We start from the raw sequence: 12840 nt of genomic DNA, 5'->3' as shown, positions 1-12840 counted from the left end.
GGGCAACCCGGCGGCGTTCGGATTCGACTGCCCGCCGGAGATCCTGGAGGACATCCTCCGCAACGTCTCGTCGGCGCACGGCTACGGCGACGCCAAGGGCCTGCTGGCCGCGCGCCGCGCGGCCAGCGCCTCGTATTCGGCCCACAGGCCGTCCGGCGTGTGGTCACCGAAGGTGCGCAGGTGGTCCGGGATCAGCGCCGCCTCCTGGCGCCAGATCTCGGGGTCGACCTCCAGCAGGAAGTCGAGGTCGGCCGGGGCCAGGTCGAGGTCGGTCACGTCGAGCGCCCCGGGCGCCGGCAGCACGCCGATGGGGGTGGTGACGCCCTCGCCGTGCCCGTCGAGGCGGTCGATGATCCACTTCAGCACCCGGATGTTCTCGCCGAAGCCGGGCCAGACGAACTCGCCGGCCGCGTTCTTCTTGAACCAGTTGACGTAGTAGATCTTCGGCAGCTTCTCCGGGTCGGGCGCGTTCTCGCCGACCTTCAGCCAGTGGGCGAAGTAGTCGCCCATGTTGTAGCCGCAGAACGGCAGCATGGCGAACGGGTCGCGCCGCAGTTCGCCGACCGTGCCCTCGGCGGCGGCGGTCTTCTCGGAGGCGACGTTGGCGCCGAGGAAGACGCCGTGGCGCCAGGAGAAGGACTCGGTGACCAGCGGCACGGCCGTGGCCCGGCGGCCGCCGAAGAGGATGGCGGAGATCGGCACCCCGGCCGGGTCCTCCCACTCGGGGGCGATGGTCGGGCACTGGGCCGCCGGCACGGTGAACCGCGCGTTGGGGTGGGCGGCCGGCACCCCGGAGTCCGGGGTCCAGTCGTTGCCGCGCCAGTCGGTGAGGTGCGCGGGCGGCTCGTCCGTCATGCCCTCCCACCACACGTCGCCGTCGTCGGTGAGGGCGACGTTGGTGAAGACGGAGTTGCCCCACAGGGTGCGCATGGCGTTGGCGTTGGTGCGCTCGCCGGTGCCGGGTGCGACGCCGAAGAAGCCGGCCTCGGGGTTGATGGCGCGGAGCCGGCCGTCCTCACCGAACCGCATCCAGGCGATGTCGTCGCCGATGGTCTCGACCTTCCAGCCGGGCAGCGTGGGCCGCAGCATGGCGAGGTTGGTCTTGCCACAGGCCGAGGGGAACGCGGCCGCGACGTACTTGGGTTCGGCGCCGGCCTCGGGCGGGGTGAGCTTGAGGATCAGCATGTGCTCGGCCAGCCAGCCCTCGTCGCGGGCCATCACCGACGCGATGCGGAGCGCGTAGCACTTCTTGCCGAGCAGCGCGTTGCCGCCGTAGCCCGAGCCGTAGGACCAGATCTCGCGGGTCTCCGGGAAGTGCGAGATGTACTTGGTCGAGTTGCACGGCCACGGCACGTCCTGCTGGCCCTCGGCGAGCGGCGCGCCCACCGAGTGCACGGCGCGCACGAAGGTGCCGTCCTCGCCGAGTTCGTCGAGCACCGCGCTGCCCATCCGCGTCATGGTGCGCATGGCGACCGCGACGTAGGCCGAGTCGGTGATCTCGACGCCGAGCGCGGAGAGCGGTGAGCCGAGCGGGCCCATGCAGAACGGCACCACGTACATGGTGCGGCCGCGCATGGCGCCGCGGAACAGGCCGTTCGCGCCGGTGAAGATCTCCCGCATCTCGCCGGGCGCCATCCAGTGGTTGGTGGGGCCGGCGTCCTGCTCACGCTCGGAGCAGATGAAGGTGCGGTCCTCGACCCGGGCGACGTCGGTCGGGTCGGAGGCGGCGTAGTAGGAGCCGGGCCGTTTCTCGGCGTCGAGCGGGGTGAAGGTGCCGTTGGCGACCAGGGTGGCGCACAGCCGGTCGTACTCCTCCTGACTGCCGTCACACCAGACGACCTCGTCCGGTTCGGTCAGTGCTGCTATCTCCTCGACCCAGGCAACGAGCTTCTGGTGCCGGGTCGGGGCGTTGGCGGCGACGGGAGCTGAGGTCAGCGTCACGTTCGCTCCTGTGGTTGAGGGTTTTCGTGGAGCGGGCCGGGCGCCGGGGACCGGCACACGACCGATGCGCTCATCCGATAAGAACAGGCGCTCATCTGATGGTGCCGCTTCTTCTCTTCTGTGTCCAGAGGAGCTCATGTGAGCGAGTTGGACGACCCCTATACCATCAATCGCATGACCCCGCCCGTCAAACCCCACCTACGCGGCTGGCTCCACGCCGGGATGTTCCCGGCGGTCCTGATAGCCGGCATCCTGCTGACCGCGTTCGCGGGCAGCCCCCGGGCCCGTGTCGCCTGTGCGATCTACGCCATAACGGCCTGCGCCCTCTTCGGCATCAGCGCGCTCTACCACCGGGGGACCTGGGGCCCGCGGGCGGAGGCGGTGTTGCGCCGACTGGACCACGCCAACATCTTCCTGATCATCGCCGGCACCTACACGCCCTTCACGATCCTGCTCCTGGAGGGTGCGCGGGGGCAGGCGCTGCTGTGGATCGTCTGGGTGGGCGCGCTGGCCGGAATCGCCTTCCGGGTGTTCTGGACCAACGCGCCACGCTGGCTCTACACCCCCTGCTACATCGCGCTCGGCTGGGCCGCGGTCTTCTTCCTGCCGGACTTCCTCCGCACCGGCGGGATCGCGGTGCTGGCCCTGGTGGTGGTCGGCGGGGTGCTCTACAGCGCGGGCGGCGTGGTCTACGGACTGAAGCGGCCGAACCCGTCACCGCGCTGGTTCGGCTTCCACGAGGTCTTCCACTCGTTCACGCTGGTCGCCTTCGTCGTCCACTACGTGGGGATCTCGCTGGTGGCCTACCAGCACGGCTGACGCCCCCCGAGAATAACTTGACAGCAGCTACCTTCTGAGAGTCACTATCACTTGATAGCGACTCTCGGAGGTCTGTCCATGGTTCGCCGCTGGTGGGCGCTGACCGCGCTCGGTCTCGCCATGCTCGTGCTCGGCTTCGACATCACGATCCTCAACGTGGCGCTCCCCACCCTCGCCGCCGACCTCGGCGCGAGCACGGGCGAGCAGCAGTGGGTCATCGACGCCTTTCTCGTCGTCTTCGCCTCCTGCATGCTGCCGGCGGGGCTGCTCGGCGACCGGTTCGGCCGCCGCCGGATGCTGGTCGCGGGGCTGGCGATCATGCTCGTCGGCTCGCTGGCCGGCGCCCTCGTCGGCGACCCCGCCGCCCTCATCGCCGCCCGCGCCGTGATGGGTCTGGGCGCCGCGCTGGTCACCCCGCTCGCCATGGCGGTGCTGCCCACCCTCTTCGAGCCGGACGAACGGGCCAGGGCCATCGCCGCCCTCACCGCGGCGCTGGCCGCGGGCATGCCGCTCGGCCCGCTGCTCGGCGGGCTGCTGCTCGACCACTTCTGGTGGGGGTCGATCTTCCTGATCAACGTGCCGCTGATCGGCGTCGGCACAGCCGCCTGTCTCCTGCTGCTCCCCGAGAGCCGCGACCCCGCTGCGCCGAGCCTGGACCCGCTCAGCACCCTGCTCGGCGTCGGCGGCCTCGGCCTGCTGGTCTACGGCGTCATCGAGGCACCGGCGCGCGGCTGGACCGAGCCCGTGGTGCTCGGCGCCCTCGCCGGCTCGCTGCCGCTGCTCACCTGGCTCTTCCTGCGTGACGTGCGCCGCCCGCGACCGGTGCTCGGCCTCGGCCTGCTGGCCCACCGCGACTTCCGCTCGGCCGCGCTCGTCGGCACGGTCGCCAGCCTGGCGATGGCCGGGCTGCTGTTCCTGGTGCCCCAGTACCTGGGGGCGATACGCGGGTACGACGCCTTCGGCACCGGTCTGCGGCTGATGCCGATGATGGGCGGGCTGCTGGTCGCGGCGCGCACCTGCCAGCCGCTGACCAGGCTCCTCGGACCACGCGCCACCGTGGCGGGCGGCCTGGGGCTGCTCGCCTTCGCTGGCCTGCTGGGCGCCACCACCGACACCGACTCCGGCTACGGGCTCACCGCCGCCTGGTTGACCGTCACCGGGCTCGGTGTCGGGTTCGCGCTGATCCCGTCCATGGACGCGGCCCTCGGCGCGCTGCCCGCCGACCGCGCGGGCAGCGGCTCCGGGCTGCTGATGACCGTCCGGCAGGTGGGCAGCGCCGTCGGGGTCGCACTACTCGGCAGCCTGCTCGCCCAGGGCTACCGCGACCGGCTCGACACCGCCGGACTGCCGGCCGAGGCCGCCGACGCCGCCCGGGAGTCCGTCGTCGCCGCCCAGCTGGTCGCGGAACGGGTCGGCGACCCCGGCCTCGCCGAGGCGGCCGACACGGCGTTCCTGCACGGCATGGGCCTCGCGCTGTTCGCGACGGCGCTGGTCGCGGGGATTGGCGCGGTGTTCGGCGGGCTGCTGCTGCCCGGTCGGAGCGTGGCGCCGCCGGGAGACCGTGACGGACAATGACTCCCATGCCCACCGCACCGAAGCCCGCGACCGGCCTCCGGGAGCGCAAGAAGATCCGCACCCGGCAGGCCATCCGGCGGGCCGCGTACCGGCTGTTCGAGGAGCGCGGCTTCGACGCGACCCGGGTCGACGAGATCGCCGAGGCCGCCGAGGTCTCGCCGAGCACGGTCTTCCGCTACTTCCCGACCAAGGAGGACATCGTCCTCTCCGACGAGGAGGACCCGGTGATCGAGGCGGCGCTGCGCGCCAGGCCCGCCGACGAGCCGCCGCTGACCGCGCTGCGCGCCGCCCTGCACGACGTGATGGCGGAGCTGTGGCGCCAGCCGGAGGCGGTCACCGAGCTGCGGCAGCGGATGCGTCTCGTCGCGTCGGTGCCGGCGATCCGCGCCCGGATGCACGAGTCGATCGGGAAGTCGGGCGACGTCCTGCACGGGGCGATCGCCGAGCGGACCGGCCGCGCCCGGGGGGACCTGGAGATCCGGATCCTCACCGGCGCGGTGCTCGGCGCCCTGACCGAGGCGCTGCTGCACTGGACTGAGGAGGGCCTGGAGGACGACCTGATGGACGTCCTCGACCGGTCCTTCCGGGTGCTGGAGCACGGTCTCGCCGACTGACCCACCTCTCACTGGTCGCGGCGCAGCACCGCCACCACCGTCACCGCCACGGCCACCGCCGTCCACACCGCGTAGACCGTCCAGGCGCCGCCCACGGTCATCGGGTAGGGCACCGTGACCCAGTCGACCGTCCTGGCCAGCTCCTGCCAGGCGGGGAACGGCATCGTGTGCTGGATGGTGGCCGACCAGTGGCGCCGCTCGCTGAAGAAGGTCGGCAGCAGCGGCAGCGTGACGACCGCGCAGATCACCGCCGTCGCGCTGTGCCGGACGACGGCCCCGAGGGCGGCGCCCACCAGACCGCTCACCGGGGCGAGCAGGGCCGAGGCCACCACCACCCGCGCCGCCCCCGGGTGGTCGATCGACACCCCGGCGTCCCGGGCCGACAGGATCGCCTGGGAGGACCAGAACGAGACCAGCGCGACGAGCGTGCCGAAGCCGGTCAGCACCACCGCGAGCACGCACAGCTTGGCCGCCATCACCGAGCCACGGGCCGGGACGGCCGCGAAGGTGGTGCGGATCGAGCCGCTGCCGTACTCGCCGGTGACGGCGAGCGCCCCCACCGCGCTGGTGGCCAGCATCAGGATCAGGGCGCCGTTGGCGGTGAACGCGTCGAGCAGCGGCATCCCGTCGGCGACGAAGTTGGCCCGCGTCCGGGCGTCGTACTGGTGCCAGTAGCGGTAGTGGTCCCAGGCCGAGCCGGCGTTGAAGCCGACCACGGCCAGGGCGGCGAGCAGCAGGAACCACGGGGTGGAGCGCAGCGACCAGAACTTGAGCCACTCGGCGGCGAGCGGGTCACGGAACCGGGCGCGCGGTTCGGCGACGGGCAGGGGAAGCGAGGTCATCGGGTGGCTCCGGAGGCGTACTCGACGCGGTCGGCGGTCAGTTCCATGAACGCCTCCTCGAGCGAGGCGGCGCGGGTGGTCAGTTGGTGCAGCGGGACGCCGTGGCGCAGCGCCAGCTCGCCGATCCGGGCCGCGTCGAGGCCGGTCACCGTGAGGTCCCCGCCCGCCTCGCGGACGACCGCGCCCTCGGCGGTCAACGCGGCCGCCAGCACGGCCGGTTCCGGGGTGGCCACGGCCACGCTGGCGCTGCCGCCGCGCGCCGCGAACTCGGCCAGGCTCTCGGCCGCGATCAGCGAGCCGCGCCCGACCACCACCAACTCGTCGGCGGTGTGCTCCATCTCGGACATCAGGTGGCTGGAGACGAACACGGTGCGGCCCTCGGCGGCGAGCCGGCGGAAGAGGCCGCGCACCCACTTCACGCCCTCCGGGTCGAGGCCGTTGAGCGGCTCGTCGAAGAGCAGCACCGGCGGGTCGCCGAGCAGGGCGCCGGCGATGCCGAGGCGTTGCCGCATGCCGAGCGAGAAGCCGCCGATCCGCCGGCCGGCCGCGTCCGTGAGGCCGACCTCCGCCAGCACCTCGGCGACCCGGGCGCGCGGGACGCGGTTGCTCACGGCCAGCGCCGTGAGGTGGGCGCGGGCGGTGCGGCCGCCGTGCACGTCGCCGGCGTCCAGCAGCGCGCCGACGTGCCGCAGCCCGCGCAGCCGGTCCCTGAACGGGCGGCCGTGCACCGTGACGGTGCCCGAGGTGGGGGCGTTCAGGCCCAGGATCAGCCGGAGCGTGGTGGACTTGCCGGCGCCGTTGGGGCCGAGGAAGCCGGTGACCCGGCCCGGGCGGACGGTGAAGGTCAGCCGGTCGACGGCCGTGGTGCCGCCGTACCGCTTGGTGAGTTCGCGTACTTCGATCACGCCACCCACGCTGCCGGGCGCGCGGGCGTCCGGGCATCGGACCGGCGCGGACACCTGGGGCGGCGGCTGTCAGCCACGGGTGTACACCCACGGTCCGATGCCGGGGCGCGGGCCGGCGGCCTACCATCGGCCTATGCCGAGCAACCGGTTCTCTCCGCAGCTCAGGAGCCTGACACCGGCCGCCTGGGTCTCCCTGGCCTGGGGCGTGGGCGCGGCGTTCACCTTCCTGATGCGGCAGCGGCTGCCCGGCGAGAGCGCACCCTCGGTGATCGCCGGGGTGCTGTACTACCGCTGGGACGGCGTGGCCATGCTGGCCCTGGCCGCCGTCCTGAACGTGGCGGGCTGCCGGCTGCTCGGACAGCGACCGCTGTCCGCCGTGGGGCTGCTGCTGGCCAGCGCGGTGGTCGCCACGACGCCGCTGAGCGCCGGCGAGATACCCATGGCCCAGTTCCTGGCGGTGGACGTCGCCCTCTACTTCATCGCCGCCAACGAGTCCCGCAGGACCGGGCGGGTGGCGCTGGGCATGGCCCTCGGCACGCTCGCCGGCTACCTGACGTTCCGACTGTTGTCCCGCTGGACGGTCGGCACCTCGGCCGAGCTCGCCGTCGCGCTGACCGCCGTGATCGCCTGGCTGCTGGGCAACGCCGCCCGGGAGGCGCGTGAGCACGCCGAGGCGGCGCGCGCCCAGGCCGCCGCGCAGGCCGTGACGGCGGAGCGGCTGCGGATCGCCCGCGAGCTGCACGACATGGTGGCGCACAGCATCGGCGTGATCGCCCTCCAGGCCGGCGCGGCCGGCCGGGTCATCGACAGCCAACCGGCGATGGCCAGGGCCGCGTTGGGCGAGATCGAGGCCACGGGCCGGGAGACCCTGGCCGGCCTGCGCCGCATGCTGGGCGCGCTCCGCCAGTCGGCGCCCGGGCGGGCGCCCCTCGACCCGGGCCCCGGACTCGCCGACGTGCCGCGCCTCGCCGAGGCGACGACGGCGGCCGGGGTGCGGGTGGACGTGCGCCGGCTCGGCGATCCTGGCCCGCTGCCGCCGGAGATCGACGTCTCGGCGTACCGGATCGTCCAGGAGGCGGTCACCAACGTGGTGCGGCACTCCGGCGCCGACAGTTGCCGGGTGACGATCGACCGGCGGGGCGACGAGCTGAGCATCGAGGTGCTGGACGGAGGGCGGGGCGCGGGCGCGGCGACCGGCACCGGCTGGGGTCTGGTCGGGATGCGGGAGCGGGTGGCGCTGCTGCACGGCGAGTTCACGGCCGGGCCGCTGGCCGGCGGCGGCTTCCTGGTCAGCGCCCGGCTGCCGCTGCCGGTGGGCGTCCGATGACGGTGGCCCGGGTGCTGCTCGTCGACGACCAGCCGCTGGTCAGGACGGCGCTGCGGATGGTGATCGGCGAGGCGGCCGACCTGGAGGTGGTCGGCGAGGCGGGCGGCGGCGCGGAGGCCGTCCGCCTCGCGGAGCGGCTCGCGCCCGACGTGGTGGTGATGGACATCAGGATGCCGGGGATGGACGGCGTCGAGGCCACCCGCCGGATCACGACGGGCCCGAGCCCGGCGCACGTCATCGTGCTCACCACCTTCGACGACGATGACTACGTCTACGGGGCGCTGCGCGCGGGCGCGGCCGGCTTCCTCGTCAAGGACATGGCGCTCGACGACATCCTCGACGCGATCCGGGTGGTCGCGACCGGCGACGGGCTGCTCGCGCCGGGCGTGACCCGGCGGCTGATCAGGGAGTTCGCCGCCCGCCCCGCCGCACCGCCGCCGGCCAGGACGCCGACCGGCATCACCGAGCGGGAGCGCGAGGTGCTGACCCTGGTGGGCGCCGGGCTGACCAACGCCGAGATCGCCGAACGGCTCTCCATCAGCGCCGCCACCGCCAAGACCTACGTCACCCGGCTCCTCGCCAAGCTCGACGCCCGCGACCGGGTCCAGCTGGTGATCATCGCCTATGAGACCGGCCTGGTCGGCCGCCCGGACTAGCTCGCGCCAGGACCGCCCAGCTGCGCCGCCAGGGCCGTCGGGTCGCTGGTCGGGAGGTCGCAGGTGAAGCCGCGGCAGACGTAGGCGGTGGGCTGCCCGTCCCGCAGGGGGCGGTCGGCGAGCAGCGGCACGCCGTCGGGCGCCTCGGGCGCGCCGAGCGCCACCACCGCGCCGGGCGCGGGCGCCGTGAGCGCCGTCCGGTGGAGCGCGGCGGTGGCCGCGTCCCCCGCCGGGCCGACGACGGCGACCTGCCGCGGGCCGTCGAGCGCCGCCTCGGCGACCGCCAGGCCCCAGCCGATGAACCGGGGCGCGCGCGGCGCGAGCGCCGTGACGATGCCGAGCGCCAGGTCGGCGGCCCTGCGGTGCCGGTCGCTTCCGGTGTAGGCGGCGTAGGAGAGCAGCGCGCCGGCCGCCGCCGTCCAGCCGGCCGGGGCGGCGCCGTCGGTCGGGTCCTGGGGGCGCCTGATCAGGGTCTCCGCGTCGTCGGCCGTGTCGTAGAGCGCGCCGTCGGGACGGGCGAAGCGGGTCAGCACCGTTTCGAGCAGCGCGCCGGCCCGGTCGAGCCAGCGGCTCTGCCCGGTCACCCCGTAGAGGGTGAGGAAGCCCTCGGCGACGTCCCCGTAGTCCTCCAGGACGCCGGCGCTCGGCCCGGCCCGGCCGTCGAGCGAGGTGCGGGCCAGCCGGCCCTCGCCGTCCAGGTGCACCCGGGCCAGCAGTTCGGCGGCGTCCGTCGCCGCGGTCACCAGGTCGGGACGCTCGAAGCAGCCGCCGGCCTCGGCGAGCGCCGCGATGGCCAGCCCGTTCCAGGCGGCGATCACCTTACCGTCCCGCTCGGGCCTGGCCCGCGGGGCCCGCGCCGCGAGCAGCCTGGCCCGCTGCTCGGCCGGCGGCTCGCCGGCCGGCAGCAGCAGCGTGCCGGCCTCGCTCAGCTGGTAGCCGGACGGCTCGCCGCCCAGCGCCTCGGCCAGCTGCTCCGGCGTCCAGACGTAGTAGGCGCCCTCCTCGTGGCCCCCGCCCGGCACCTCGCTGTCCGCGTCGAGCGCGGAGGCGAAGCCGCCCTCCGGGGTGCGCAGCTCGCGCACCAGGAAGTCGGCGGTCTCCAGGGCGATCCGGCGGGCGAACGGCGAGCGGGTGCTCCGCCACAGGTGCGTGTACAGCCGCGCCAGGAGCGCGTTGTCGTACAGCATCTTCTCGAAGTGCGGCAGCACCCACGCCGCGTCGACCGCGTAGCGGGCGAAGCCGCCGCCGAGCTGGTCGTAGATCCCGCCCCTGGCCATCGCCTCGCAGGTGCGCTCCACGATCCGCAGCGCCTCCGGGGCCCCGGTCCGCGCGTGGTGCCTGAGCAGGAACTCCAGGGCCATCGGCGGCGGGAACTTGGGCGCGCCGCCGAAGCCGCCGCGCTCCTCGTCGAACTCCCGGTCCAGGCCGCTGACCGCCACCGCCAGGTCCTCGGCGGTGGGCGGCGCGGGCGCCTCGTACGGCAGTTCGCGGCCGGCCAGGTCGCTCGCGATCCGCGCCGCCACCTGCGCCACCTCGCCCCTCCGGTCCCGCCAGGCCGAGTCCACGCCTTCCAGCAGCTGCCGGAAGGACGGCAGGCCGCCGCGCGGCTCGGGCGGGAAGTAGGTGCCGAAGTAGAACGGCTCACCCTCGGCGGTCATGAACACGGTCATGGGCCAGCCGCCCTGTCCGGTGGCGGCCTGCACGGCGTCCATGTAGACGGAGTCGACGTCCGGACGCTCCTCCCGGTCCACCTTCACCGGGACGAAGCGCTCGTTCAGGAACTCGGCGACGGCCGCGTCCTCGAAGCTCTCCCGCGCCATGACGTGACACCAGTGGCAACTCGCGTACCCGACGCTGAGCAGCACCGGGAGGTCCCGCCGCCGCGCCTCGTCGAAGGCCTCCTGACACCAGGGCCACCACGCGACGGGGTTCTCGGCGTGCTGCAGGAGGTAGGGCGAGGTCTCGGCGGCGAGTCGGTTTGCCATGGGTCCATCCTGCACCGGGCGCCGGGGGCGCCGCAGGACGGGCGAGACGGGAGGGAGGGGCGGCGGCGCGACGCGGGGCGCGCTCAGGCGGCCTGGTAGGGCTTGGCCTCCAGGACCCGGACCATGGCCTTCCTGCCGTTGGGCAGCTCGTACTCGGCGTCCTCGCCGGCCTTCTTGCCGAGCACGCCGGCGCCGAGCGGCGACTGCGGCGAGTACGTCTCGATGTCGGACGTCGCGAACTCGCGGGAGGCGAGGAGGAAGGTCATCGTGTCGGACTCGTCGCCGTCGAAGGCGATGGTGACGACCATGCCGGGCGAGACCACGCCGTTGTCCGCCGGCGGGGCGCCGACCTGCGCGTTCTGCAGGAGCTGGGTGAGCTGGCGGACCCGGGCCTCCTGCTTGCCCTGCTCCTCCTTGGCGGCGTGGTAGCCGGCGTTCTCCTTGAGGTCGCCCTCTTCGCGTGCCTGCTCGATCTTCTTCGCGATCTCGATGCGGGCGGGACCCGACAGATGATCCAGCTCGGCCTTGAGCTGGTCATACGCCTCCTGGGTCAGCCAGGTGACAGTGTCGCTGGTCTGCGTCACAGGTGCTCCTCGGGATGTGCGAAGGGAAATAAAAACAAGGCCCGACCCGGACGGCTACGCCGCTGGGCGGGCGGAAACATCGATCGAACTGTCGACTTTAACAACGCTGGCCGATGTGCGGAAGGATTACCCTCCGCTGCCACGCGTGAAACCCAGGGTTGCCTACCGGGCGCCCTGGGCCTCCGAACAGCTGATCAGCTCGGCAGCGGTGGCACGCTGCGTAGTCCTCAGACTAACGGAACGGTGCAGGCTCGACTCGTCCTCGTCGAACGTGAAGTCCGCCCGGCCGACCTCCAGACCGTCCTCCGCCTGGGCCCGGACGGTGCACACGGCCACCAGATCCGCCGGCTTGCGCACCGCGAGGTTCACGTCGATCCGCTCGTCCGAGACGACGTCGAAGCCGGTGAGCTCGGAGCTGACCTTCTCCCCCGCGACATACGCGTACCCGGCCCACGCCACGAAGGCGAGCAGCAGGGCGCCGAGCACCCCGCCCACGATCATCAGCCGGCGGTCGGTGCGGGCGTCGTCGGTGGCACGGCCGTAGCGGCCGGCGGGGAGCCCCGTGCGGGTGTCAGCCATCCTCGACCTCCGGGAACTCGCGGTTCGGCATGGGAGAGGTCATGGCGTGAAAAACGGGAACAACGACCCCTGGTCCATCAGTCACTATAGAAGCCCGGGAGAAGCCCCGGACGACCCACCCGAGTGACTGAGGACGAGCCTTGACAGAGCAGCTGCGACTCATGGCCGTGCACGCCCATCCGGACGACGAGTCCAGCAAGGGCGCGGCAACCATGGCGAAATACGTGGCCGAAGGCGTGGACGTGCTGGTCGTGACCTGCACCGGCGGCGAGCGCGGCTCGATCCTCAACCCGAAGTTGCAGGGCGACCCGTACATCGAGGCGAACATCCACGAGGTGCGCGCCAAGGAGATGGCCGAGGCCCGCGAGATCCTCGGGGTGCGCCAGGAGTGGCTGGGCTTCGTGGACTCCGGGCTGCCCGAGGGCGACCCGCTGCCGCCGCTGCCCGAGGGCTGCTTCGCCCTCCAGGACGTCGACGTGGCGGCCGAGCGGCTGGTCAGGCTCGTGCGGGAGTTCCGGCCGCACGTGATGACCACCTACGACGAGAACGGCGGCTACCCGCACCCGGACCACATCATGACCCACCGGATCTCCATGGTCGCCTTCGAGGCGGCCGGGGATCCGGAGCGCTTCCCGGCGGCCGGCGAGCCCTGGCAGCCGCTGAAGCTCTACTACAACCAGGGCTTCAACCGGCCACGCACCGTCGCGCTGCACGAGGCGCTGCTCGCCCGCGGGCTGGAGTCGCCCTACGGCGAGTGGCTGGAGCGCTGGGACGACTCGGACCGGCCCGAGCGGTCGCTGACCACCCGGGTGCCGTGCGCGGAGTACTTCCCCACCAGGGACAAGGCGCTCATCGCGCACGCCACCCAGATCGACCCGGACGGCGGCTGGTTCCGGGTGCCGATGGAGCTCCAGCAGGAGGTCTGGCCGACCGAGGACTACGAGTTGGCGAAGTCCCGGGTCGATACCGCGCTCCCCGAGTCCGACCTCTTCGCGGGCATCCGCCAGAATTGA

Annotated in this window: 12 protein-coding genes and 1 pseudogene; 7 read left to right on the top strand and 6 right to left on the bottom strand. The window is 73.3% G+C overall.

The window, feature by feature from the left end; all coding sequences use genetic code 11:
- Positions 1 to 121, top strand: a pseudogene (locus tag RNC47_RS25145) (aminotransferase); the annotation flags it as partial.
- Here RNC47_RS25145 and RNC47_RS25140 read toward each other — a convergent pair.
- Positions 82 to 1941 (bottom strand): phosphoenolpyruvate carboxykinase (GTP), encoded by a 1860-nt coding sequence (locus RNC47_RS25140; RefSeq protein WP_311601852.1) that lies wholly within the window; start codon positions 1939 to 1941, stop codon positions 82 to 84. The pseudogene RNC47_RS25145 and the gene RNC47_RS25140 overlap by 40 nt on opposite strands.
- 174 nt (positions 1942 to 2115) lie before the next feature.
- Between RNC47_RS25140 and trhA the strand changes: the two genes are divergently transcribed.
- From trhA to RNC47_RS25125, 3 genes are all read left to right on the top strand, one after another.
- Entirely contained in the window at positions 2116 to 2760 is a 645-nt protein-coding gene (gene trhA, locus RNC47_RS25135; RefSeq protein WP_311601850.1) for a PAQR family membrane homeostasis protein TrhA, read from the top strand.
- A 78-nt stretch (positions 2761 to 2838) separates the two neighbouring features.
- Complete coding sequence (locus RNC47_RS25130) at positions 2839 to 4335, top strand: MFS transporter (protein WP_311601849.1); 1497 nt, start codon at positions 2839 to 2841, stop codon at positions 4333 to 4335.
- Between the two features lie 5 nt (positions 4336 to 4340).
- Positions 4341 to 4949, top strand: a complete 609-nt coding sequence (locus RNC47_RS25125; RefSeq protein WP_311601848.1) for an acyl-CoA-like ligand-binding transcription factor — start codon at positions 4341 to 4343, stop codon at positions 4947 to 4949.
- A gap of 8 nt (positions 4950 to 4957) precedes the next feature.
- Here the strand turns inward: RNC47_RS25125 and RNC47_RS25120 are convergent, their stop codons facing one another.
- On the bottom strand, positions 4958 to 5791 hold the full coding sequence (locus RNC47_RS25120) for an ABC transporter permease (protein WP_311601847.1): 834 nt from the start codon (positions 5789 to 5791) through the stop codon (positions 4958 to 4960).
- Positions 5788 to 6696 carry an ABC transporter ATP-binding protein gene (locus RNC47_RS25115; RefSeq protein ID WP_311601846.1) on the bottom strand — a complete coding sequence of 303 codons (909 nt, stop codon included), beginning with the start codon at positions 6694 to 6696 and terminating at the stop codon, positions 5788 to 5790. Before RNC47_RS25115 ends, RNC47_RS25120 begins: the two co-directional genes overlap by 4 nt.
- A gap of 133 nt (positions 6697 to 6829) precedes the next feature.
- Between RNC47_RS25115 and RNC47_RS25110 the strand changes: the two genes are divergently transcribed.
- Both RNC47_RS25110 and RNC47_RS25105 read left to right on the top strand, forming a co-directional pair.
- Positions 6830 to 8023: a sensor histidine kinase gene (locus RNC47_RS25110; protein WP_311601845.1), complete on the top strand. Its 1194-nt coding sequence runs from the start codon at positions 6830 to 6832 to the stop codon at positions 8021 to 8023.
- Entirely contained in the window at positions 8020 to 8679 is a 660-nt protein-coding gene (locus RNC47_RS25105; RefSeq protein WP_311601843.1) for a response regulator transcription factor, read from the top strand. The genes RNC47_RS25110 and RNC47_RS25105 overlap by 4 nt, the downstream gene beginning before the upstream one ends.
- Here the strand turns inward: RNC47_RS25105 and RNC47_RS25100 are convergent.
- The 3 genes from RNC47_RS25100 to RNC47_RS25090 form a co-directional block, all read right to left on the bottom strand.
- Positions 8676 to 10664: a thioredoxin domain-containing protein gene (locus RNC47_RS25100; protein WP_311601842.1), complete on the bottom strand. Its 1989-nt coding sequence runs from the start codon at positions 10662 to 10664 to the stop codon at positions 8676 to 8678. The genes RNC47_RS25105 and RNC47_RS25100 overlap by 4 nt on opposite strands.
- A gap of 83 nt (positions 10665 to 10747) precedes the next feature.
- A complete protein-coding gene (greA, locus tag RNC47_RS25095; protein WP_311601841.1) occupies positions 10748 to 11248 on the bottom strand; it encodes a transcription elongation factor GreA in 501 nt (166 codons plus the stop codon).
- Positions 11249 to 11410: 162 nt separating this feature from the next.
- A complete protein-coding gene (locus RNC47_RS25090) occupies positions 11411 to 11827 on the bottom strand; it encodes a DUF4307 domain-containing protein (protein ID WP_311601840.1) in 417 nt (138 codons plus the stop codon).
- 140 nt (positions 11828 to 11967) lie between these two features.
- On the opposite strand from RNC47_RS25090, the gene mca reads away from it, so the two are divergent.
- Complete coding sequence (gene mca / locus RNC47_RS25085; protein ID WP_311601839.1) at positions 11968 to 12840, top strand: mycothiol conjugate amidase Mca; 873 nt, start codon at positions 11968 to 11970, stop codon at positions 12838 to 12840.

Source organism: Streptomyces millisiae (genome assembly GCF_031845425.1).
GTDB classification, from domain to species: domain Bacteria; phylum Actinomycetota; class Actinomycetes; order Streptomycetales; family Streptomycetaceae; genus Streptomyces; species Streptomyces millisiae.
This window is presented reverse-complemented; position numbering and strand designations above follow the sequence as displayed.